Origin of the sequence: Desulfurella multipotens, from assembly GCF_900101285.1 — a bacterium.
GTDB lineage: Bacteria > Campylobacterota_A > Desulfurellia > Desulfurellales > Desulfurellaceae > Desulfurella > Desulfurella acetivorans.
On record NZ_FMYU01000008.1, the window covers coordinates 89245 to 112738 of the forward strand.

Here is a 23494-nt window from a genome sequence, read left to right on the forward strand (position 1 = left end):
ATGAAATTTACTGATATTTTCATTAAAAAACCTGTTTTATCGGTTGTTATTAGCCTTGTAATCTTATTTTTGGGTTTAAGGTCAATAAGTGAGCTTGGTATAAGACAATTCCCTAAAACAGAAGATACACTAATTACGGTTCAAACCGCCTACCCTGGTGCAAGCGCTGATGTTGTGCAAGGGTTCATAACAACACCACTTGAGCGCGCAATTGCCTCAGCAGAAGGAATTGATTATATGACTTCTTCAAGTCAGGAAGGCATTAGCACAATAAATGTTTATATGAAACTAAACTACAATCCAAACGCTGCATTATCCGAAGTATTAGCCCAGGTAAACTCTGTTTTAAATCAGTTGCCAAAGCAGGCACAGTTGCCCGTTATTACAAAAACAAGCGTTACAAATGTTGCGTATTTGTATCTTGCATTTACTTCAAACGGTATGAATTCATCTCAAATGACTGACTATATAAACCGAGTTATAGTACCTCAAATTCAAGCAGTAAATGGCGTTGGGCAAGTTATGGTTTATGGCAACAAAACATTTGCAATGCGCGTCTGGCTAAACCCTACAAAAATGGCTGAATTTCACATAACACCCCTGCAGGTTTATCAGGCACTTTCGGCAAATAACTACATTTCTGCTACAGGCTACACAAAAAGCCCATACATTCAAATAAATATATCTACTGCAACTGATTTGCACACAGTTGATGAATTTAAAAATTTAGTTGTAGCCAATTACAATGGTACGCTAATACGCTTAAAAGACATTTCAAAAGTAGAGTTAGGCTCTGTAAATTACTCAGCAACAAATATTTTTAACGGCAAAGAAGCAATAGTGCTTGGTATATTTACTACTCCAACGGCAAACCCCCTCACAGTTGTAGACAATATTTATAAAATACTGCCATCAATACAAAGCCAGCTACCAAGCGCAATGAAAATGAAAGTTGCATACGATAGAACAACCTACATTAGAACATCTATCGATGAAGTAGTTAAAACAGTTTTAGAAACATTAATTGTTGTTATTGCCGTAATATTTTTGTTTTTGGGCTCATACAGAAGCGTTATAATTCCTGTTATTGCAATACCACTATCTATAATTGGCGGTATGTTTATGATGTTCTTGCTTGGATATACTATAAACCTTCTAACATTACTAGCTATGGTTTTAGCTATTGGTCTTGTGGTAGATGATGCTATAATTGTTGTTGAAAATGTTGATAGACACATAAGTGAAGGCAAAAACCGTCTTGAAGCATCTCTTTTAGCAGCTAGAGAGCTTGGAGTACCGATTTTAGCCATGTCAATAACACTTGTTGCCGTATTTTTACCTATTGGCTTTATGAGTGGTCTAACTGGTGCTTTGTTTAAAGAGTTTGCCTTTACATTGGCTGGCGATGTTGTAATATCTGGTATTGTAGCACTGACACTATCTCCAATGCTTGCATCAAAATTTTTAAAAGAAGAAACAACAAAAAAAGGTTTTTCTCACTTTTTAGATAAACAATTTGAAGCGGTGCGCAAACTATACTCAAAAATTTTAAAAGTAGTGTTGGATTCAAAGCCCGTTGTTGTGTTTGTTATTGTTGTTGTGCTAACAAGCGCGTATTTTTTGTTTATTACAAGCAAATCGGAACTAGCCCCAACAGAAGATCAAGGTGTAATATTTGTCCAAGGCACAGGCGCACCAACAGCTACACTCAATGACCTTACAAAAAGCGCAAAGCAAATTGAGCAAATATACAAAACATTCCCCGAGCTTCAGCAGTACTTTATGGCATTGGGTTTTGGCTCATCAAACAACGCTCTAATCTCTGGATTTATGCTAAAGCCATGGAACCAGCGCAAAAAAACACAAATGGAAATAATGCCTTATCTACAGCAAAAATTAAACACAGTACCTGATTTGCAAATTGTTGCTTTTCCTCTGCCAAGTTTGCCTGGTTCTCAGGGTTTGCCAGTTCAATTTGTAATAACAACAACATCAAATTACCAACAACTGTATGAAGTCTCAAATGAACTTATTGCTCAAGCTATGAAAAGCGGTCTTTTTGCTTTCATGGACAGCGATCTTAAATATGACCAGCCTCAAATAGATATAAAAATAGATAAAAGCAAAGCTCAAAGTATGGGAATAAATATGCAAACAATAGGTGATAGTCTTTCTACGCTTTTAAGTGAAAACTACATAAACTGGTTTAGCATGCAAGGTTACAGTTATAAAGTCATACCGCAGGTACCTGAAAAATACAGACTGGATCAAAATAGCCTAAAAAATTATTACATTAGTGCTTCAAACGGCCAGCTGGTACCATTATCAAGCATTATTACCATCAAAACAAGCACTGTCCCCGAAGCTCTAAACAGGTTTAACCAGCAAAATAGCGCAACTATATCTGCTACAATGAAGCCAGGCGTAACGCTTGGTCAGGCACTTAATTATTTAGAAAAATTATCAAAAAAAATTTTTCCTCAAGGTTATACTTACAATTTTTCTGGACAATCACGCCAATTTGTCCAGGAAGGCTCGAGTATGCTCATTACCTTTATCTTTGCACTTGTAATAATATATCTTGTTTTATCAGCATTATTTGAGAGTTTTGTAGATCCGCTCATAATACTAATTAGCGTTCCTATGTCTATAACCGGTGCATTAATATTTTTAAGTCTCGGGTTTGCTACTGTTAATATTTATACTGAAGTTGGTCTGGTTACATTAATCGGTCTGGTTAGCAAACATGGTATACTAATTGTAAAATTTGCAAATGACTTGCAAAATCAGGGAGTTAAAAAACGACAAGCTATAGAGCAAGCTGCTCAAATTAGGCTACGCCCAATTTTAATGACTACCGCTGCAATGGTCTTTGGCGTTGTCCCGTTGCTTGCCGCAACAGGTGCAGGTGCTGTTAGCAGGTTTGATATAGGTCTTGTAATAGCAAGTGGCCTGGGCATAGGTACTTTTTTAACAATATTTATTGTACCTACAGTGTATTTGATTATTGGTAAAAATATGAACAAAACTACGTAAAAAAAGTATACTCAAACGCAAATTTTGTCATCTTAAAGTGCAAGCGAAGTTAGTCATCCTGAAGTGTCTTTTTCGTCATTCTGAAGCGCTAGCGAAGAATCCCATTTACTTTATAATGGTTGCTAGGTAGATTCTTCGCTAGCGCTAACGCGCTCCTCAGAATGACAAGGGGGATGTGTCATTGTTAAGTGGTAGCAAAGAGTCCCTTTCTATATAATTATAAAAGATCCTTTCAAACGCTTTTTTACGTTCCCAAAAAGACAAAAGACTACGAGCAATAAATTATTTTAGAAGTCCCCAAATCATCTTTATTGCTACAACATACAAAACAATAGCTATAATTTTTTTTACCTGATTGGCATTCAATTTTGTGGTCATTGCCCAAGAACCTACCAAAGCACCTGCAATTGAAGCAGCAATACATAAGCTCACCAGCATAATATCAATTTTGCCAATTGCAATGTGCCCCAAAAAGCCCGCAAAAGACAAAAATATTACAATAAAAGCGGTGGTACCCGATGCATTTTTTGGGTTAAAGCCACTCCAGACCAGTCCAGGCACTATAAAGTTTCCCCCTCCAACGCCAAGCAAACCGCCAAGGTATCCTGCGCCAACTCCTAAAATACTTCCCAGTGCCCAATCGTTTACCTTTTTTTGCCCAGTTTGCTTTGGTTTGTAAAACAACATCATTGTACCGGCAAAAAGTAAAAACAATACAAAAAACAAAAGCAAAAGTTCTTTTGAAAAATACTTTGTACTGTATGCTCCAAGCGGTGAAAATACAATCCCAAAAACTATTATAGGGATGGCTGCCTTGAAATTTACAAGGTGATTTTTAATGTAGCCTATACTTGCAAAGCTCATACTCACAGCATTAAGAAGCAGTCCAATAGCCATAGCTTCTTTTAGTGGAATACCCAGATAATACAGCGTAGGAATTACAATAAATGCTGCGCCTAAACCCGCTACAGTTAAAAAGATTGTAAATATAAATATAAGAAGGGGTCCAAGTATTAAAGTCAGCATCTAAGCCTCACTTTGAGTAAGTAAAACACTCAAGGCAAACCTTTTTAGAGTTTTCAATCCTTGCGTAATTTTCTGCGCACAACTGACCACATACTTCACATTCTACAAGGTTAAATGTTGCGGGTGGCTCAAAAAAGTCATATTCAAATGGACCTTTAATCTCAATAAGCTCTCCAACAGGCGTATTGAAAGGTTTTTTTAGCATCTCAAAAGCAATCTCAGATGGTATGTCAGATGGCTTTATCCCTTTTTTTCTAAACTCTGTAATAAACGGTGAATTAAACGCATTTTTTATCACTTCATTTTTTATACGTACATGCACAGCTTTTTTGGTTAGCTTGTCTATTAGCAAGAAAGCAAACTTACCTTTTGGGTCTTTTTTCATAAGCCCTTTGCCAAATGTAGCGCCTGTTGAAAACTGCACACCATCTGCAAAACAGCCTGCTGCATGATTGTCTCCAGACTCAAGAATTACAAATTTATCCATATTCTGCTCTCTTTCTACACCTAAAGCTTTTAGTGCAGCTTCGCCTGCTATAAAGCCAAGCGGCATACCACCGCATACATGGCCATGAATTGCAAGGCTTGATGCAAGAAGCCTTGACCTTTTTTCATCTAAACCTAGTTGATCTACCAATTTTTCAAAATCATTCATCGAAACACCTCCAGATATATTTTGTTATAGTAATATAACCAAAATTAAAAATTTGTCAAGATAATATAAACTAATTAGAAATATTTACATTATTTCATAATTGAGTCACAAATATGAAATAAAAACCATATAGCTTAAAGAATGATATGAGAGAAGAATTTGAAAAACAAATTATACAAATGATACTTAAAAATTTTGATATACAAAGCGAAATTTATGAACTTGAAAGTACGCTGCAAAAAAACGGCTTAAAACGATTAAATAACATCAAAAAAACATTACTTGAACTTAAAAAATTCAAAGACAGGCAAATTATCTTTTTTCTTTTTTTAAAAGCCAAAATTTTAGAATTTGTCCATATTTAAACATTGACTTTTTTGCAAAAAGTGATTAGTATTAAAATATGTTAGAAAAAATCAATATAAAAACTGATTGTCACAAGTGCCTGTTAAATATAACAGATAAAATCCAGCAGGTTTTACCCAAAAAAAATGGTATTTGTCTTATATTTGTGCCTCACACAACCGCAGCTATCACAATAAACGAAGGCGCCGATAAAGATGTAAGTTTAGATATTGTAAACCACCTGCAAAAACTGATACCCAAAAATGCTGGCTTTTTACATATTGAAGGTAACTCTGATGCGCATATTGTATCAAGCCTGATTGGCACTTCATTAGAAGTAATAGTCGAAAATGGAAAAATTATACTTGGAGTTTGGCAGAAAATATTTTTTGTAGAATTTGATGGTCCACGCAATCGAAGCGTGTATGTAAAATTTATAGAAGGATGACTTTATGAAATATTTGATCTTATTAGGCGATGGCATGGCAGATTACAAAATCAAAGAACTTGACAATAAAACACCCCTTGAATATGCAAACACACCTTACATGGACAAACTTGCAAGTGGCACAGTGGGGCTTTTAAAAACTGTACCAGACGGTTTGCCGCCTGGCTCTGATGTGGCAAATTTAAGTGCAATAGGATATAACCCAAAACAAATCTATACAGGAAGAGCACCAATTGAAGCGCTTGCCAAAAATATTGCACTTGGCCCAGATGATGTAGCCTACAGATGCAACTTTGTAACCATAGAAAATGACATTATGAAAGACTTTAGCGCATCACACATTAGCTCAGATGACGCAAAAAAACTTATTGATTTGTTAAACGAGCAATTAAAGCTTGATAATATCAAATTTTTTGCAGGGGTTAGCTACAGAAACCTAATGGTTTGGAAAAATGGCAAAACAGACTCTACTACACCACCACACGATATTACAGACAAAAATATAAACGATTACCTACCAAAAGGAGAAGCTAGAAACGAGCTTATAAAAATCATGCAAATGGCTAAAGAAATCCTAAAAAATCCGATAAATAATACATCAGCAAATGCAATCTGGCTTTGGGGGGAAGGCAAAGCGCCAAAAGCACCATCCTATAGGGAAGTTTACGGCATTAATGGCGCAGTTATAAGCGCGGTGGATCTAATGAAAGGCATAGGCAAGTTATTAAAACTTGAAACGCCTTATGTTGAAGGTGCAACTGGTTTTATTGATACAAACTACGACGGCAAAATGAAAGCTGCCTACAATGCTTTAAAAGAGCTTGGGTTTGCTTATGTGCATATTGAAGCACCAGATGAAGCCGGGCATATGGGAGATTTAGAGCTAAAGATTAAAGCTATTGAATTATTTGACAAAAATATAGCAGCACCAGCAATTGAATTTGCTAAAGAATTTGATTTAAAAATTGCATGCTTGCCAGATCATCCCACACCAATTAGTCTAAAAACGCACACAAGCGATCCGGTGCCTTTTGCCATCTGGCATGGACAGTCTGGCTCAAAAAAATATTGCGAGGATTTAGGTAAAATCGGTATTTTTTTAGAAAACGGTACAGAATTTGGAAAATTCTTTTTTAAAGATACATAATAAAAATGCCCCAAAGCCAAATAGGAGTGGCAAATGGTAGGCCCAATTGATATGCAAAGTGTTATATTAAACTCCTACACTCAGTCTAACGTAAACAATAACCTGCTACTTCAAGCAGCCCAGGCAGACAGTGTAAAGCGAATAGCACACAAAAAAGAACAAGAAGAAGAAAACACAAAAGTAGAAAACGCTCAAAATTCTCAAAATCCAAATATTAGCGAACATCAAAAACCAAAAGCTCAAGAAAATACTCCAAAAAGCAGTAAAAAACACATTGATATAGAAGTTTAAAGGTTGTTGAATTAAAGTGGAAAGTTCTTCGCTATGCTATAGTTTGCTCAGAATGACAAGAAGTGGTGTTATCATAAAACGCATGTAAAAGGACTCGCGCGCTTTCGTGTGCTTCAGAATGACTAATTGGTGTGCGTCATCCTAAAGCGCAAGCGAAGGATCTACTTTGTGGACTCTTCGCTTCGCTCAGAATGACAAAAAACCCTCCCAAAAAGGAGGGTTTTAAAAGGTTTAAATATGAAAAAAAGGCTTTTTTAAAATTTATAAGTACCTACAAAAAATACCTGATTGCTTACTCTGCCGTTATTGGGATCATTGTTTGAGCCTACATAGTATGTTTTGTTCCTATCATACTCTAGACCCAGCGTTGCTGATTTTGTTAAATTGTAGCCCATATTGACAAATATTGTAGATGCTTTTCGCGCATACGCGGTTGTTGTTGTGTTGCTTAGAGTAGTTAAGTTGCCAAATACTACCTGAGCGTAACCACCAGCTAGTGTTATTGGTACCTGTGCAAGACTGTTAAAATCAACCTTTAACATAGCATCCCATGCTGTAGCACTAACTTTTTCTATTGAAGTACCATTTAGGTAATATGATGGAGGCATAACATTGCCATATAGCAAATCATATTTTGTAAATCCCTTTGAGTAGTGCGCATCGGTTTTAAAACTTACAAAATAAATTGGCAACTCTAACCCACCGCCAAATTCATACGAATTTTGGTTTGAGCTATCAATACCAGCTGTTTGCTTTGTTAATTTTAAATTTTGCCACTGAAAATCAGCATAAAAACTAGCAGGTTTACCTAAACCAGTATTAAACTCAACTGGTAATCTTACACCCAAACCCGGCATTGTGGATCTATAGCTATCAAAGCCACTTTGAGAAATAAATGTAGTTAATAAATCTTGCGCTGCAATTTGGGGGTTTAGCTTTACGCTTCCTAAATCAAACTTAACACCAAACCCTACCTGTGGGATTCTATTAGTAGGTCCGTTTGATGAGCCTGCAATGTTGCACGGAGCATTCATAGTGTAGGAAACATAAAAACCTGAGTTAAACGTTTGACCAACTAATAGCCATGGTGTGTAATTGCAGCCTTCCTGGCAAAATTCTTTTACAAAATACGCATGGCGAAGTCTAAAGTTACCATTACCATCAGTTGAAATATTTGCGCCACCACCCCAAAAATCACCTTCAATTAAGCCTTTAATGCCTTCGGATTTGTTTTCTAATGCAAGAGACAGTCTTGTAAAATTTGCAGTTGAACCAAATGATGTTTGTGCCGCAGATGATTTAGTGTTTGCCTTGATAAACTCTGGGTTTGCAGTATTGGCTAAAAATCCCTGGTTATTTGCCCAATCAAAATACATCTGAGTAAAACCACTGATACTGATATTTGTATCAGTCTTTGTGGTAACACTACCAGCACTTGCAATACCCACACAACCAAAAATAGATAGTGCAACTACTGCAGAAACCAACTTTTTTTTCATCTAACACCTCCAATTTTAAAATTCTCATTTAAATGAGAATGTAATATATTACTAGTTCATATTATAAAAAAATTATTTTTATATGTCAAGAAAAAAATAAAAATTTAATCTATATAATTAACTTATTAAAATGGACATAAAAAAACCCTCCCAAAAGGGAGGGTTTTGTATCAGTAGAAAAAAAGCTAAATCTTAGAAACTATACATTCCTCTTAAGAATACTTGATTGCCATTTTGTGCAGAACCACCATCGTTACCAGCGCCTACATAGTAAGTTCTGTTTCTATCATATTCCAAACCTAATGCCAAAGATTTAGTCAACTGATAGTTTACGTTTGCAAACATTGTTCCCATCTTCCTAACAAGAGGCGTGGTGCCGTCAGCTAATTCTCCGTAATTGCTAAATACAGTTTGACCATAGCCAAATGCAAATGTTACCGGAACCTGAGCTAGTTTATTAAAATCAATTTGAGCCTGTGCGTTCCAGCTTGTGCCACGAACTGCTTGTACAGAACCATTGCTATCAATGTAGAAAGATGGCATAGTATATGTAGAGCCAAATAGTGGCATATCAAACGCTGTCATGCCACGCTCATAATGGAAGTTACCTGTTAAGTTAACAAAATATACGGGTAATGTTAAACCTACAGTTGCCATCCATGCATTTTCATTCTTGCTGTCTATGCCTGCTTTAGCATTGGTAAGTTTCATTGGCTGCCACCCAAAGCCTGCATAAGCACTGGCTGGTGAGCCAAAACCTGTATTAAATTCAACAGGTAATTTGAAAGCAAAACCTGGTGAAACAAGCCTTTGAGACAATGTATATTGAGTTGGATTAGGTACATTATAGGCTGTAGCAACTAAATAACTATTTGTAAAAGTGGAATCACCAGCTAAATTAGCTGCATAAATACCAGGATTTAGCTTTACGCTTCCAAGATCAAATTTTACACCAAAACCTATCTGCGAAGTCCTAACTACACCTTCACCGTAGTTTTGACCGGCTATACCTACTATACTATTTAAAGTAAAGCTATTTAGCATCGCAAGTGGATCCCATGTCTGACCGATCAATAGCCAAGGTGTGTAATTGCAGCCTTCCTGACAAAATTCTTTTACAATGTAAGCATGTCGCAACCTAAAGTTACCTTTTTCATACAATTGTTGTCCTGCGCCACCACCCCAAAAATCACCTTCGACTACACCAGTTATGCCTTCTGTTGGGTTGCTAAGGCCTAGTGAAATCCTGGAAAATTGTGTGCTTGTACCCAAAGATGTCTGTGCGGCAGTATTTTTTTTACCTGGTGCAGTATACTCTGGGTTTGCTTGATAGCCCAAATTTGTCTGGTTATTTGCCCAATCAAAGTAGGTCTGGATAAAGCCACCAATAGAAATGTTTGTGTCACCTTTTGTGGTAACTGTGCCAGCAGATGCTAATGAGACACTGCCCAAAAGCGCAGCTGCTGCAACGAGTGAGACTAGCCTTTTTTTCATACTTAACCTCCTAACTGAAAACTTTTTTAAATTCGTTTCTAAATTTAACAACTTTTTTCACACTTGTCAAGAAAAAAATTTAACTTGCAATAATTTTTCTCTTAACCTCAAACCTACAGTTAAAAATAATCCAATTACGCTTTTTTGTCAAGAGTTTTAAAAACGCTTTTTATAAACTTTTTTAAAAAAAATTTTACTCTCCTTTTTAAAAAGCGCTTGAAAAAAAATAAATTAATAATATACTAAAGTTAAAAAAATCGTGGAGGTTTTTATGAGAGTAGCTATAAATGGATTTGGTAGAATTGGTAGAATATTTTTTCGCATTGCAAGCGATTATAAAGAAATCGAAGTTGTTGCAATAAATGACCTAACAGATACAAAAACGCTTGCACACCTATTAAAATATGATACAAACCATGGTATTTTTCAAAAAACAGTTTCCTATGATGATGAAAACATTATAGTTGATGGCAAAAAAATAAAAATATTTGCAAAAAAAGACCCAGCTGAGCTACCCTGGGGCGAGCTTGATATTGATGTAGTACTTGAGTCAACAGGAATTTTTTTAACAAAAGAATTAGCCCAAAAACATCTTCAGGCAGGTGCAAAAAAAGTATTGTTAAGTGCACCTCCAAAAGATAAAACCATTCCCACAGTGGTACTTGGTGTAAATAGCGATAACTTTGATTTTAAAAATAATCAGATTATATCAAATGCATCCTGCACAACAAACTGCATAGGGCCAGTAATCCGTGTGCTTCATGATAATTTTACAGTAACAAAAGGCTTTATGACAACAGTTCACTCGTATACAAACGATCAAAGAATACTTGATTTGCCTCACAAAGACCTAAGACGGGCGCGCGCTGCTGCAATGAATATGATCCCAACCACCACAGGCGCAACAAGAGCAATCGGCGTAGTAATCCCAGAACTAAACGGCAAACTTGACGGTATATCAATACGTGTGCCTACTTCCAATGTATCTTTGATTGACTTTGTATGCAATGTAAAAAATATCCCAACAATTGAGCAGGTAAATGAAGCTTTTAAAAAAGCCAGCCAGACTAAGTTAAAAAACATATTAGAATATACAGAAGAGCCCCTTGTGTCGCATGATTTAAATGGAAACCCACACTCAAGCATATTTGACGGTACAATGACACATATTATAGATGATATGGTAAAAGTTTTTGCCTGGTATGACAATGAGTTTGGCTACTCTTCAAGATTAAAAGATGTTATGTTAAAAATGATCTAAAGGGGTAAATTATGATTTTTATAAATGAGCTTAACCTTACAAATAAAAGGGTTTTTGTCAGGTGCGACTTTAATGTGCCAATCGATGATGAAGGAAACATAATGGATGATAAGCGCATAAGAGAAACACTGCCTACCATAAATTACTGCATGGATGCAAAAGCAAAAGTAATATTGGCTTCTCATATGGGAAGACCAAAAGGCAAAAAAGACCCAAAATACTCTCTTGCAAATGTAGCAAAGAGGCTTTCTAGACTATTGAATAAAGAAGTAAAATTTATAGATTCTTGCATTGGTGATGAAGTCAAAAAAGCTATAGATTCTATGGATTATGGGGATTGTTTGTTGCTTGAAAATTTGCGATTTCAGCCAGGTGAAGAAAAAGATGACATAGAATTTGCAAAAAAACTAAAAGAGTTATTTGATGTGTACATCAATGATGCGTTTGGCGTAAGTCACAGAAAACATACATCTGTATACACACTTCCAAAAATTTGTGAGATTAAAGCTGCAGGCTTTTTGCTTAAAAAAGAGATTACATACTTCAGTCGTATTTTGGATAACCCAGTAAGGCCTTTAATTGCTGTGCTTGGCGGAGCTAAGGTATCTTCAAAAATATCAGCTGTATATAATCTTATTGATAAGGTAGACAAAATTATAATTGGCGGGGCTATGGTGTTTACCTTCTTTAAAGCATTAGGCTTACCGGTTGGTAATTCTCTGGTAGAAAATGACTATTTAGAAACTGCAAAGGATATATACCAAAAAGCTCAGGATAAAAAAATTAAAATGTACTTTCCTGTAGATTTTGTAGTCTCAGAAAAAATGGACGAAAAAGCTGTAACAAAAATTGTACCCTATCAGGAAATACCAGATGGCTATATGGGGCTTGATATAGGACCTGCTTCATGCAAGATGTTTGAAGAAGTAATGCACGATTGCGGATCTATTGTATGGAATGGTCCTATGGGTGTATATGAAATCGACAGGTTTTCTCGTGGCACAAGAGAAATGGCGCGCATCGTAGGCTCAAGCTATGCATTAAGTGTAGCAGGAGGAGGTGATACAGCAGATGCCATAGCTCGTGCACACGAAACAGACAATATTACATATATATCCACAGGAGGTGGTGCAAGCTTAGAGCTACTTGAAGGCAAAAAGTTGCCAGGTATCGAAGCACTGGAGGCCTAAATGATAGTAGCTAACTGGAAAATGCATTTTGACTACAAAAAGGCTTTAGAGGTAGGCTGCGCCATAAAATCAAAATTGTCAGATGCCAAAGCAGAAATTGCCGTTTGTGCACCCTTTGTCTACCTAAAAGACCTATCTGAGTGTTTTAAAAATTCAAACATAAAGCTTGGGGCACAAAATTTATACTTTGAAGACGAAGGTGCCTATACTGGTGAAGTTTCAGCAATGATGCTAAAATCTGTAGGCTGTCAGATTGTTATTGTTGGACACAGTGAGCGCAGACAATTGTTTGGTGAAGATGACAATATGATTAATAAAAAAATAAAAAGCGCTATTAAACACAACATAACTCCAATTTTATGTGTGGGTGAAAGCTTATCTCAAAGACAAAACAACGAAACATTTACAATCATAGAAAATCAGCTTGCCAAAGATTTGCTAGATATAAAAGAAACTGTTATAATCGCATATGAGCCTATATGGGCAATAGGAAGCGGGAAAGTTGCAAATTCTGAGCAAATTTTTGAGGTACATGAGTTTATAAAGAAATTTATAGACACAAAAGTACTCTATGGTGGCAGCGTAAATGCTCAAAATGCAGGAGAGCTTTCAAAAATACAAAATGTTGATGGTTTTTTGGTAGGCGGTGCAAGTTTAGATGCGCAAAAATTTTATGAAATTGCTTTGAATTTTGAAAAAGAAAAAGGAGTTAGTTGATGCTTACTGTCCTTATGATACTGCAGGGTATAATGTCTATTTTATTAATTGTTCTTATTTTGCTTCAAAAAGGAAAAGGTGCAAATATGGGCGTATCCTTTGGCGCTGGAGCTTCTGATACACTTTTTGGAGCAACAGGTGCAATGTCGTTTTTTGCCAAAATCACATGGGTTTTAGCCTTTTTGTTTATGATTAATTCTGTTGCTATCTCGTATTATGTCTACAAAAATCAAACCCAATCAACTATATTTACAAATACCACTACTAAAGCGCCTAAATAAGTTGGCGCTTTAGTTTAACTTGACAAAACTTATCAAGATATATTGACTTTTTAAAAGTTAGTATTATAGTATCTAAATAGGAGGTTGTATGGAAAGCTTTGAAAGCCATTTTTTTTACCCTATTAAAGATACTGTACTTGATCCAGATGGCATAGGCGTTAGAGAAAATATTGAATTCAACGCAAAGATCATATTTTATGTTAAAACTAAACAAGGTATAATTGTAGCTATCGATTATAAAGTAAAAGCCTGTCCTGTTGCTATTGCAGTTGCAAGTTTTCTAGCCAAAACATTTAAAAATAAGACAATAGAAAATGCCTTAAGCATAGATGAAAACTTTTTAAATTCTAATTTAGTTGGTATCCCAAAAGAACGCCTTGAGTGCGCAAATAGTGCTATTGAAGCTTTTAAAGAAGCTCTAATTAATAGTAAGGGGGGAAAATGAACAGAATTTACTTTGATAATGCAGCAACAACTAAAGTAGATGATGAAGTATTAAAAGCAATGATACCTTTTTTTACACAAAACTATGCCATAGCATCATCAATATTCAGTCATGAAGACGGTTTGATTGCCCAAGAAGCACTTGAAAGTGCAAGAGCATTTATATTGGATAAACTAAACGCTAAAGATTATAGGTGTATTTTTACATCTAGTCCTACAGAATCAAATAATCTAGCACTAAAAGGAATAGCTTTTAGCAAAAAAAAAGGGCAATATCGTTATTAGCAAAATTGAAGATTTATCAATCATAAATACATGTAGGTTTTTGCAAAAAAAAGGCTTTGAAATAAGGTATATAGGCGTCAACAACGAAGGATTGGTTAATCTTAATGAATTAAATAATCTAATTGATGATAATACAATCTTAGTCAGCATTCAACATGTAAATCAAGAAATAGGCACACTTCAGGATATAATCAGCATTGGTGAAATTTGTAAGCAGAAAAATTGTGCGTATCACTGTGATGCAACTTTTTCTTTTCCTTTTTTTGATATTGATCTATCAAAATACAATATTGATCTTTTAACTATAGGCTCAGATACATACTATGGCCCAAAAGGAGCATCAGCTTTAATTGCAAAAAACTCTATTGAGCTTGAACCACTTATTACTGGTGGTTATCAGGAATATAACTTAAGAGCTGGCACTCAAAATATACCTGCAATTGTTGGCATGCAAAAAGCTATAGAGATATTTGACAAAAAAATATACGACTATATTAAAAACTTAAAAGATTACTTTCTAGAAAAAATAAACCAAATACCGCACATTAGAATAAATAGTCCCAAAATGTCTCATCCAGGTATAGTAAATGTAACTTTTTTGTTTATTGAAGGTGAATCTTTGACTTTAAGGCTAAACTTAAGGGGCGTAAGTGTGATAACGGGTAGTGCTTGTTTTTCCAAATCACTTGAAGCCTCACATGTGCTTCTTGCATGCGGTTTGACGCACGAGTTGGCTCATGGTTCTATTAGATTTTCGTTTGGTAAATTTAACATATTAAAAGAAATAGATCAGACAATAGAGTATTTAAAAGAAGATGTAGCTTTTTTAAGAAATTTAAGCCCACTATACAAGGAGGATTAAATGCCAAGTATACCATACTCAAAAAAAGTTATGGATTTATTTTTAAATCCAAAAAACTTAGGTGAAATCGAAAACCCTGATGCTCAAGCAACAGAAGGTTCTCCCGCTTGCGGTGATATGGTTCAGTTACAATTAAAAGTAAATAAAGATACGCATGTTATTGAAGATATAAAATTTAAATCTTTCGGATGCGCTTCAAACATTGCAACAGCGTCTATTATTACTGAAATTGCGAAAGGCAAAATAATTGAAGAAGCAAAAAACTTAAAATATTCTCAAGTAGTAGATGAACTTGGAGGTTTGCCAGCTGTTAAAGTACACTGTTCTATTTTAGCCATACAGTCTCTTAAGCGAGCAATTGAAAACTATGAAGAAAAAAACGGCCTTGTACCCAAAGATAAGCCAACTGATGAAGCATTGATAAAAGAACGCCTAAGGGGCGTAATAGACCCAAATACAGGCAGAGACTTAGTGGGATCAAAACTACTTTCAAAAATAGATTTTGTAGATGGCAAGCTTACGATATATTTAAATCTTAAAGATACAAATCAATTTGCAAATGCAATAAAAGAAGAAATTGTCGAGAAATTTGAGTACAGATGGGATGTAAAATCCATTGATGTAGTTTTTTTAGATTAAATTCTTTTTTTTCTGGCAGGCGTTGCAAGTACCATAAATCTGCAATTGGACGCTTTGCACGCTTGCTTGATCAAAACTTTTTAGAATACAACTTATATCTATATCTAAATCTTCTATTTTTTTGCAGTTTGTGCAGATAAAATGTGCATGAAAGTCGGCCAATAACTCATATTTTGTTTTTTGCTGAGCAATTTTTATCTCATTTAATATGCCATTTTCTACCATTACCGAAATATTTTTGTAAATTGTTGCAAGTGACATGTAGGGGTAGTTTTTTTTAATCTGTAAATACAATTCATCTATATCCATGTGACCAAACTGTTTGATAAGAGATAATATATGCAATCTTTGTGGCGTTACTTTTAAATTTTTTTTGTTTAGTATACTTTCTAAATACGCATAATCAATTACTTCCATAAAAGCAAATATAATACTTTTTTAAAAAATTGCAAATAATAATTTTTTTCCTTGACAAATTTTTATTTTTTGATAATATTTATCAAAATTGATTTGGAGGTGTACGATGAGTTTAGTTCTTCAAAAAATGCCAGAGTTTAAAATGGATGCATACGATGCACAAAGTGGCCATTACAAAAAGGTTTCAAGCGCAGATTACGCAGGCAAGTGGACAATTGTTTGCTTCTACCCAGCAGATTTTACATTTGTTTGCCCAACTGAGCTTGCTGCAATGAATGCAAAATATGATGTATTACATGACGAGCTTGGCTGCGAGATACTTGCAATTTCAACAGATACAAAATTTTCACACAAACGCTTTGTAGAAACAGAGCCACTACTAAAAGGCTTGAAATTAACTATTGGCGCAGATCCAACCGGTGAGGTTTCAAGAAAATTTAATGTCATGATAGAAGGTGCCGGTATTGCTTTACGTGGCAGATTTTTAATAAATCCAGATGGTGTAATTGTAGCAGAAGAAGTTCAAGCACCACCTGTAGGTAGAAACGTAAATGAGTTCATAAGACAAATCCAGGCCCATCAGCATTCATATAAGACAGGCGAAGTTTGCCCAGCCAATTGGAGACCTGGCAAGAAAACTTTGCCTGTCAATACAGACGAAGAAAAAATGACAGGTCGCGTTGGTGACTATGTGACAGTAGAAGAGCTCCTCTCCTAACAATATATACAAATCGCCTCAAGGCTTTTAGCTTTGGGGCGATAAATTTAGCTTCTGGATTGTTTTTTCAAAGATGTCTTTTACAGCAAATGCGCTTTTGCAATCATATTCAATAATTGGCTTTGCTTGTTTTGTAGCTTCTACAACAGTTTTGTCAAAAGGAATTTTGCCAATTATTTCTAAATTTTCTTCTTGAGCGTATTTTTCAATCTCTTTTGTTTGCTCATCGTTTATATCAAACTTGTTAATCACAATTCCATGTGGTATTTTAAAATGCTTTATTGTTTCCACAATGCGCACCAAATCATGAAGGCCGCTTTTTGTAGGCTCACTTACAACTATTACATATTTTGCACCCACAATTGATGATGTAGCAGGACAGCCAATACCTGGAGCTCCATCAATAATAATTAATTCTATCTTTTTTGAATAGGCAATTTCTAAAGATAGCTTTCTTACTTCAGATATTAAACCACCTGAGGTTTCTTCACCTGGGTTCAACAGCGCATGTGCCATATAACCTGTCTCGCAGGTAGACTCAAAATACTTGCCATTTAAAGTTTTTTTCAAACTTATAGCATTAACTGGACAGGCAATCACGCATGCATTGCAGCCCTCGCAAGCATACTCTTTAACCCTGTATTGATTTTGCTCAAAATCTATTGCTTCAAATCGACAAACTGAGGCGCAGATACCACAATTTATACATTTATCAAAATCAATAAATGCCTTTTGTGAACCAAAATACTCAAATGTTTTATTAACTTCAGGCTTTAGTATAATATGTAGATTTGGTGCATCTACATCACAATCCACCATCAAAGCATTTTTTGCCAGATGTGCAAAAGAAGCACTGAGCGTTGTCTTGCCTGTGCCACCTTTTCCGCTTACAATAGCAAGCTGTTTTACAATCACTGCACTATCTCCAAAATTTTATTGTATAATTCAACAAACATATTCTCGTATTGAGGAATTTCTTTTGAAAACAACTTACCTTTTGAGTAGCTTTGAGCAATTTTTATATCGTAGGGTATCTTTAGCAGCATTGGTATGTTGTTTTCTTCCAAATATGACTCAAGTTCAATAAATTTATTATCGTATCTGTTTATTACAATACCTATTTTTAAACCAAATTGTCTTGTAAGATCCACTGCAAGCTTTAAATCATGCAAACCAAATGGTGTAGGTTCTGTTACAAGTACACAAAAATCTGCCATCTGTATTGATTCAACTGTAGGACAAGATACACCTGGCGGACAATCTAAAATGTTGATTTTATCTTTATTTGTATATTTTTTTGCCTGTCTTATAATTCTAACAGCAGATGGCTCTCCTATATTCATCTGGCTTTTTACAAAATCAATGCCATTTGCACTACCCAAAGAAATTTTTCCTATATTTTTTGGTATTTCTTCCAAAGCATTATACTTGCATGCAAGTAAACATGCACCGCACGCATGGCACAAATGTGCAAACACAAGCACTGATTTGCTTGATACAACAATAGCGCTAAACTGACACGCTTTTGCGCAATCACCACAGTGAGTGCACTTTGCATTATCAACTTTTGGTATTTTTACATCTACATCTATATGTTCACTATAGTCAATATCAAAAAAAAGATGCGCATTTGGCTCTTCTGCGTCTAAATCTATAAGCTTTACGCTATGGCCTTTTTTGTCTAAAACATAAGCAAGGTTTGTTGAAACAGTGGTTTTGCCCGTGCCCCCTTTGCCTGACAATATTGCTATTATCATAACTCTTTTAATTCATTTGACTTTAACTTTTCTATAGCCTGCTTTGCACTTAAACCAACTGCCTCGTAAACTTTAATATTTGCTGATCTAATAGCTTGCAGGGCATTTTGACCGGGCATTGCAGAAATTATTGCACTTGCACCATTATCTATGGCGATCTGAACCGCTTGGGGACCTGCGCCGTGCGAAAGCTCTTGATTATTGTTTATTACATCTAATTGACCTGTTTTGTCATCGTAAATCAAAAAATAGCTGGCTCTTGCAAACCTCTCATCTATTGCGCTATCTAATGTTTGACCTTTTGTCGCAAGCAGTATTTTCATATTCAACCCTCCTTAAAAGGTATTATAAATGAACATATGACCATTGTCAATTATTTTTTGAAATCTATGGGCACAATAAAAAAACTGAGTAAAATAAATATGGCAAGCGCGATATAGAGTATATCAAAAAACTCATTTGGTAAATTCCAAAATAGTATTTTGTTAATAAAACCAGCTATAAAAGGTGTATTTTGATAATGCATTTTAGCCAAACTTAGCAATTTATACTCTATGTATGTCAAAGGACATTCTATATGAAAAACAGACTCAAATGCTATAATCATTATCATAACTAAATGGATAATCCTGAATGTTGCATTTTTTACAAAATGCCATTTTAAATATTTTCCAATATATATTAAAATAAGCCCAACAATAATCGTGGCTGCATATAAAAAATGTACTACAACAACAACATCGGCTAAAGCTGCATAAATCTTCATATTCATTAATTTAAGCATTTTTTGAATAAAATAAAGCTTGATACAATTTAAAGATTTTTATTAAAGACTTTAATTTTTTAAAATTCGTCCGATTCATAAAGTAGAAGCTCAAAAAAGGAGGTTTATTATGAGTCTTCAAATTAACACAAACATAGCGGCAATGCAGGCTATAAATAGCCTAAACAACACAAACACAAAGTTGTCTAACACGTTAAACAGTTTATCAACAGGCTTGAGGCTAACAAGTGCTGCAGTTGATCCAGCTGGTATGACAATTGCAGATTCTTTGAATTTTCAGGCAACAAACTTAGGTCAGGCAATATCAAACGGCAACGACACAGTAAACTTGATAAACATAGCAGATCAAGCACTACAGCAATCTATAAATTTGGTAACAAACATTGCACAACAGGCAATTGAAGCTGCAAACGCCACGCAAGATTTAGCTTCAAGACAGGCTCTGCAAAGTAATATAAACGGTTTGCTTGCAGAAATTAACAATATTGCAGCAACCACATCCTACAAAGGTATAAACCTACTTGATGGCAGCTTTGTAAATAAGATTGTCCAAATTGGCGCCTACCAAAATCAAACTATCGGTATTGGCATACAAAATACTGCTGCAAATGCAATAGGCTGGGTAGCAAATCAGACATTTACAAATAACGCACCTGTAGGTTCTGCATCTTTAATGGTGAATATTGTTACACCAAGTACCGGTATTACTAATGCTAGTTTTGCTCAATTTGGGATTGATTTTTCCGCAAACAAACAATTTGCAACAATTGCAAATGGCAATGTCCAAATTAATGGCGTAAACATAAATATTTTTGGTACAAGCCAAACTCAACAATTAGATGCAGGTAACTGGGCAAAAGCTATAAACGCAGTAAGTGCCCAAACAGGTGTATCTGCATCTGCAAAAACAACCGTTGTTGGCACTCAAGCAATTCAAGCTGGAGTAATTTCTGCTGGTGGTTTGCTAATAAATGGCGTTAATATAGGTCAAATTACAGTAGGTGTAGGAGATTCCGGTGGAAATTTAGTAAATGCCATTAACCAATACACCAGTCAAACTGGTGTAGTTGCAAGCGTTAACTCGCAAGGCCAACTTGTTTTGACAAATACGACTGGTGGCAACATTGCAATACAGGCAACAAACAATACACAGATTATGCTAGGAATCAAAGATACAACAACACAACTTATAGCATCTAATGCTGGTTTAGGTTTAAGAAAAAACCAATCATTTTATATTAATGGTGCTCATGTAGTTTTAACAAGTGTTACTAGTGGTGCCGTAAGCGCAGCTGCAATTATCAACAACGCTCTGGCTGCGGCTGGTGTAGTAGGCGTACATGCAATTGCATCTACAGGTAACGGAGTGTCAACTATTAGATTTGTAGCAAACAATGGAAGTGATTTAAATATTACCACTAAAAATGGTGCTGCCTTATTATCTGCAGTAGGATTAATAAATTTGGGAACTAATGCTGGAGCATACCTTGCCAACAACTCCTATCATGGAACAATTACATTAACTTCGGATAATGCGATAACAGTTAGCGGTCAAAATAATAATGCATTTGTAGGTTACGCCGGATTAGCTGCTGGCACATATAGCCCAAATGTTAATCTTTCAAATGTGGATGTAACAAATCAAGACAGTGCAGGCCTTGCTGTAACTATTGCAAACTCTGCACTAAAAGCGTTAGATAAAATTAGAGCCGCTTTGGGTTCCATTGAAAACCAAATTAATGCAACAGTGCAAAATATCCAGGTTGCTCAAGTAAATGTTACACAGGCAAAATCAGCCATAACAGATACCAACTTTGGAGCAGAAACTTCAAAATTTGCAACACTGCAAGTTCTGGCACAAGCCGGTACATACGCTCTAGCTCAAGCAAACGCAACTCAGCAATTAGTACTAAGACTAATGCAATAACAATTTTAGAAAGCTCAAGGTTTACGCCTTGGGCTTTTATTTTTTAAAAAATCATTAATTTATATTTGAAAAAATGTCAGTTTTGTGGTAATTATTTCGTTAATGTATACAGGAGGAGGGCTATGGCAGCAAAACAAGGCAAATATAGTTTATTAATGCTTATTTTTACAATCTTTATTGCATCTTGCGCAACAAACCCATATAAAAGTTCTCTAAACTCAACCATTGACAACTCAAAAACTTTTGATTTAAGCGCTCAAAAGTGTTATCTTGCTTCAAAAGCAGTATTGCTAAAAAGAGGCTTTTTAATAGAAAAAGACGAGCCAAACGCTTTTAGTTTTGTTGCCACAAGGTATTTTCCATCTGGCAAAGACAGCACGGTTGTTGTTGTAAATATAAATGTTTTGCAAAATTCGCAAAATAAATCAACTGTGTTTATAAGTGCCATGCAGTATAAAAATGTCATAAGGACAACCACGCAAACTACACTGCTTGGTCTTGTGCCGATTGGCTCAACTGCAACCACAAGCAAGCAAAATGAAAAATCCATAACCGACAAACAATTCTTTGATACATTCTTTAAAGAATTGTCAGATGAGCTAAAGCAAATATAAAAAATACAATAGCAAACATATATTATTGAATCTTTTTGTAAACTCTAACAAAATTATTAGATATCGGATAAATTATTTTCTTGACAAAAATTTAAAAGCGTTATATAAGAAAATATATAATGAAACAAATGGAGGTATTTGTATGGATGAAAAAATTTCAAGAAAAAATTTTTTAACAAGAGCAAGTATTGTTGGTCTAGGTGCATTGGTAGGTGGATTTGCTACACAAATTGCAAATGCTGATAAAACACAAAACTGGAGTGCAAACAAGTGGCCATGGCCTTATGTAGAGCTTGATCCAGAAACAACTGCTCAAATCGCTTATGAAGAATGGTATAGGCTTTGGTGTGGAGGTACAGTAATTTATAGTGTTTTCCATCAGTTAGCACAAAAAGTTGGTGAGCCTTACAAATCATTCCCTATTGATCCTTTTGCAATATTTGAAGGCGGATTAGCCGGCTGGGGCACATTGTGCGGTTCTGTAAATGGTGCAGCAGTTGTTGCAAGCTGTATAATTGGTCCTATGACACAGGAAGGTTGTGAAGATGGACATATTATTGCTTCAAATATGCTTGATTGGTACTCACACACAAACATGCCTATATTTGTTCCCAAAAACCCTAAAGCAAATAAAAAAACAATTGTACATACTGTAAGCGAATCTCCACTATGTCATATTAGCGTAGGAAAATGGATGCATGCAAGCGGCTACCCAATAAATAGCCCAGAGCGCAAAGATAGATGCGCTCGCGTAGCTGCAAGCGTAGCATATAAATTGGTTGAAGAATTAAATAAATGGCACAAAGGAAAATATGATGAAAACATTGCATGGTTTGCACCAAAAAAAGTGGGAATTACGGCCCAATTTAACTGCGCAGAATGTCATGGTGCAAAAATCCCAAAACCCCCAACACCTCTTAAAAAACTTTAATTAAAGGAGTATTAAAAATGCAAAGAAAAGATTTTTTAAAAGGTGTTATAGGTAGTATTGCTTTTTTATCATTTATACCATTACCAATTGTTTTTAATCAAAAAAATGAATGGAGCCAGCCAAGTCCCATAAAGGAAGGGCGTCTAAAAAAAGAACACAACTACGCTATGGTAATAGTTCAAGATAGATGCATAGGCTGTAAAGCTTGCGAGGTTGCTTGCAAAACCACATGGCATATACCAAAAAACCCACAAGACTATAGGACTAAAGTATTATATATTGGTAAAGCTCAAAGCGATAGTTATAAAATGAATTGGCTGCCAATATTGTGCAATCAATGCGATAATCCTCCCTGCGTTTGGGTTTGCCCCACAGGTGCAAGTTATAAAAGAAAAAGCGATGGTATAGTCCTTGTTGATTTTGATAAATGTATCGGGTGCAAAGCCTGTATGGAAGCTTGCCCATATGATGCTAGATACTACAATGAAGAATTGAGCTCTGTTGATAAATGCACATTTTGCTTGCCACGATTAGAAAAAGGCTTACCTCCCGCATGTGTGGAAGCCTGCCCAATGCATGCAAGAAATTTTGGTGATTTAAATGACAAAGAATCAATCGTATCAAGACTACTCAAAGAAGCTACTTCATACCATGTTTTAAAACAAACAGATGGCACATTACCAAATGTTTACTACACTCAAGATATCCCTACCTAATCTTTTTTTT

Annotated in this window: 25 protein-coding genes and 1 pseudogene; 17 read left to right on the forward strand and 9 right to left on the reverse strand. The window is 35.3% G+C overall.

Going from position 1 to position 23494, the window contains the following annotated elements; all coding sequences use genetic code 11:
• Positions 1-3036: an efflux RND transporter permease subunit gene (locus BLQ93_RS06465; protein WP_092129045.1), complete on the forward strand. Its 3036-nt coding sequence runs from the start codon at positions 1-3 to the stop codon at positions 3034-3036.
• A gap of 282 nt (positions 3037-3318) precedes the next feature.
• Here BLQ93_RS06465 and BLQ93_RS06470 read toward each other — a convergent pair whose 3' ends face one another.
• Positions 3319-4062 (reverse strand): sulfite exporter TauE/SafE family protein, encoded by a 744-nt coding sequence (locus tag BLQ93_RS06470; RefSeq protein ID WP_173801020.1) that lies wholly within the window; start codon positions 4060-4062, stop codon positions 3319-3321.
• Between the two features lie 7 nt (positions 4063-4069).
• Positions 4070-4717, reverse strand: coding sequence for an FmdE family protein (locus tag BLQ93_RS06475; RefSeq protein WP_025391288.1), 648 nt, complete (start codon positions 4715-4717; stop codon positions 4070-4072).
• A 146-nt stretch (positions 4718-4863) separates the two neighbouring features.
• Here BLQ93_RS06475 and BLQ93_RS06480 point away from each other — a divergent pair, with 146 nt between their 5' ends.
• The 4 genes from BLQ93_RS06480 to BLQ93_RS06495 are packed head-to-tail and all read left to right on the forward strand — an operon-like array spanning position 4864 to position 6948.
• Entirely contained in the window at positions 4864-5082 is a 219-nt protein-coding gene (locus tag BLQ93_RS06480; protein WP_092129047.1) for a hypothetical protein, read from the forward strand.
• 38 nt (positions 5083-5120) lie between these two features.
• A complete protein-coding gene (locus BLQ93_RS06485; protein ID WP_092129049.1) occupies positions 5121-5510 on the forward strand; it encodes a secondary thiamine-phosphate synthase enzyme YjbQ in 390 nt (129 codons plus the stop codon).
• A gap of 4 nt (positions 5511-5514) precedes the next feature.
• Positions 5515-6657: a cofactor-independent phosphoglycerate mutase gene (locus BLQ93_RS06490; protein WP_092129051.1), complete on the forward strand. Its 1143-nt coding sequence runs from the start codon at positions 5515-5517 to the stop codon at positions 6655-6657.
• A 33-nt stretch (positions 6658-6690) separates the two neighbouring features.
• Positions 6691-6948 (forward strand): hypothetical protein, encoded by a 258-nt coding sequence (locus BLQ93_RS06495; protein ID WP_092129053.1) that lies wholly within the window; start codon positions 6691-6693, stop codon positions 6946-6948.
• Between the two features lie 254 nt (positions 6949-7202).
• Here BLQ93_RS06495 and BLQ93_RS06500 read toward each other — a convergent pair whose 3' ends face one another.
• Positions 7203-8447 carry a hypothetical protein gene (locus tag BLQ93_RS06500; RefSeq protein WP_092129055.1) on the reverse strand — a complete coding sequence of 415 codons (1245 nt, stop codon included), beginning with the start codon at positions 8445-8447 and terminating at the stop codon, positions 7203-7205.
• Between the two features lie 192 nt (positions 8448-8639).
• Positions 8640-9941: a hypothetical protein gene (locus BLQ93_RS06505; RefSeq protein WP_092129057.1), complete on the reverse strand. Its 1302-nt coding sequence runs from the start codon at positions 9939-9941 to the stop codon at positions 8640-8642.
• A gap of 271 nt (positions 9942-10212) precedes the next feature.
• Between BLQ93_RS06505 and gap the strand changes: the two genes are divergently transcribed.
• From gap to BLQ93_RS06545, 7 genes and pseudogenes are all read left to right on the forward strand, one after another.
• A complete protein-coding gene (gene gap, locus BLQ93_RS06510) occupies positions 10213-11202 on the forward strand; it encodes a type I glyceraldehyde-3-phosphate dehydrogenase (RefSeq protein WP_025391281.1) in 990 nt (329 codons plus the stop codon).
• A gap of 11 nt (positions 11203-11213) precedes the next feature.
• Positions 11214-12392 carry a phosphoglycerate kinase gene (locus BLQ93_RS06515; RefSeq protein ID WP_092129059.1) on the forward strand — a complete coding sequence of 393 codons (1179 nt, stop codon included), beginning with the start codon at positions 11214-11216 and terminating at the stop codon, positions 12390-12392.
• A complete protein-coding gene (gene tpiA / locus BLQ93_RS06520; protein ID WP_025391279.1) occupies positions 12393-13109 on the forward strand; it encodes a triose-phosphate isomerase in 717 nt (238 codons plus the stop codon).
• Complete coding sequence (gene secG / locus BLQ93_RS06525) at positions 13109-13390, forward strand: preprotein translocase subunit SecG (RefSeq protein ID WP_092129061.1); 282 nt, start codon at positions 13109-13111, stop codon at positions 13388-13390. Before tpiA ends, secG begins: the two co-directional genes overlap by 1 nt.
• Before the next feature lie 88 nt (positions 13391-13478).
• Positions 13479-13835: an iron-sulfur cluster assembly scaffold protein gene (locus tag BLQ93_RS06530; RefSeq protein ID WP_092129062.1), complete on the forward strand. Its 357-nt coding sequence runs from the start codon at positions 13479-13481 to the stop codon at positions 13833-13835.
• Positions 13836-13894: 59 nt separating this feature from the next.
• Positions 13895-14981, forward strand: a pseudogene (locus BLQ93_RS06540) (cysteine desulfurase family protein).
• Positions 14982-15620 carry an iron-sulfur cluster assembly scaffold protein gene (locus BLQ93_RS06545; RefSeq protein ID WP_092129067.1) on the forward strand — a complete coding sequence of 213 codons (639 nt, stop codon included), beginning with the start codon at positions 14982-14984 and terminating at the stop codon, positions 15618-15620.
• Here the strand turns inward: BLQ93_RS06545 and BLQ93_RS06550 are convergent.
• Positions 15612-16037 (reverse strand): Fur family transcriptional regulator, encoded by a 426-nt coding sequence (locus tag BLQ93_RS06550; RefSeq protein WP_092129069.1) that lies wholly within the window; start codon positions 16035-16037, stop codon positions 15612-15614. The genes BLQ93_RS06545 and BLQ93_RS06550 overlap by 9 nt on opposite strands.
• Positions 16038-16143: 106 nt before the next feature.
• On the opposite strand from BLQ93_RS06550, the gene BLQ93_RS06555 reads away from it, so the two are divergent.
• Entirely contained in the window at positions 16144-16755 is a 612-nt protein-coding gene (locus BLQ93_RS06555; RefSeq protein WP_092129071.1) for a peroxiredoxin, read from the forward strand.
• A gap of 27 nt (positions 16756-16782) precedes the next feature.
• Here BLQ93_RS06555 and BLQ93_RS06560 read toward each other — a convergent pair whose 3' ends face one another.
• Genes BLQ93_RS06560 through BLQ93_RS06575 form a run of 4 tightly spaced genes read right to left on the reverse strand, consistent with a single transcriptional unit; the run spans position 16783 to position 19278 of the window.
• The gene (locus tag BLQ93_RS06560; RefSeq protein WP_216818753.1) at positions 16783-17670 is read right to left on the reverse strand and encodes an ATP-binding protein; all 888 of its coding nucleotides are present in this window, start codon (positions 17668-17670) and stop codon (positions 16783-16785) included.
• Positions 17667-18512 carry a nucleotide-binding protein gene (locus BLQ93_RS06565; protein WP_025391271.1) on the reverse strand — a complete coding sequence of 282 codons (846 nt, stop codon included), beginning with the start codon at positions 18510-18512 and terminating at the stop codon, positions 17667-17669. The genes BLQ93_RS06560 and BLQ93_RS06565 overlap by 4 nt, the downstream gene beginning before the upstream one ends.
• A complete protein-coding gene (locus BLQ93_RS06570; protein WP_092129073.1) occupies positions 18509-18835 on the reverse strand; it encodes a NifB/NifX family molybdenum-iron cluster-binding protein in 327 nt (108 codons plus the stop codon). Before BLQ93_RS06570 ends, BLQ93_RS06565 begins: the two co-directional genes overlap by 4 nt.
• A gap of 50 nt (positions 18836-18885) precedes the next feature.
• Positions 18886-19278 carry a DUF2784 family protein gene (locus BLQ93_RS06575; protein ID WP_159427508.1) on the reverse strand — a complete coding sequence of 131 codons (393 nt, stop codon included), beginning with the start codon at positions 19276-19278 and terminating at the stop codon, positions 18886-18888.
• Positions 19279-19405: 127 nt separating this feature from the next.
• Between BLQ93_RS06575 and BLQ93_RS06580 the strand changes: the two genes are divergently transcribed.
• From BLQ93_RS06580 to BLQ93_RS06595, 4 genes are all read left to right on the forward strand, one after another.
• Entirely contained in the window at positions 19406-21223 is a 1818-nt protein-coding gene (locus BLQ93_RS06580; protein ID WP_092129076.1) for a flagellin N-terminal helical domain-containing protein, read from the forward strand.
• 122 nt (positions 21224-21345) lie between these two features.
• Positions 21346-21837 (forward strand): DUF2242 domain-containing protein, encoded by a 492-nt coding sequence (locus tag BLQ93_RS06585; RefSeq protein ID WP_092129078.1) that lies wholly within the window; start codon positions 21346-21348, stop codon positions 21835-21837.
• Positions 21838-21979: 142 nt separating this feature from the next.
• Entirely contained in the window at positions 21980-22768 is a 789-nt protein-coding gene (locus tag BLQ93_RS06590; RefSeq protein ID WP_092129080.1) for a C-GCAxxG-C-C family protein, read from the forward strand.
• 17 nt (positions 22769-22785) lie between these two features.
• Complete coding sequence (locus BLQ93_RS06595; protein ID WP_216818754.1) at positions 22786-23484, forward strand: 4Fe-4S dicluster domain-containing protein; 699 nt, start codon at positions 22786-22788, stop codon at positions 23482-23484.
• The last annotated feature ends 10 nt before the right edge of the window (positions 23485-23494 follow it).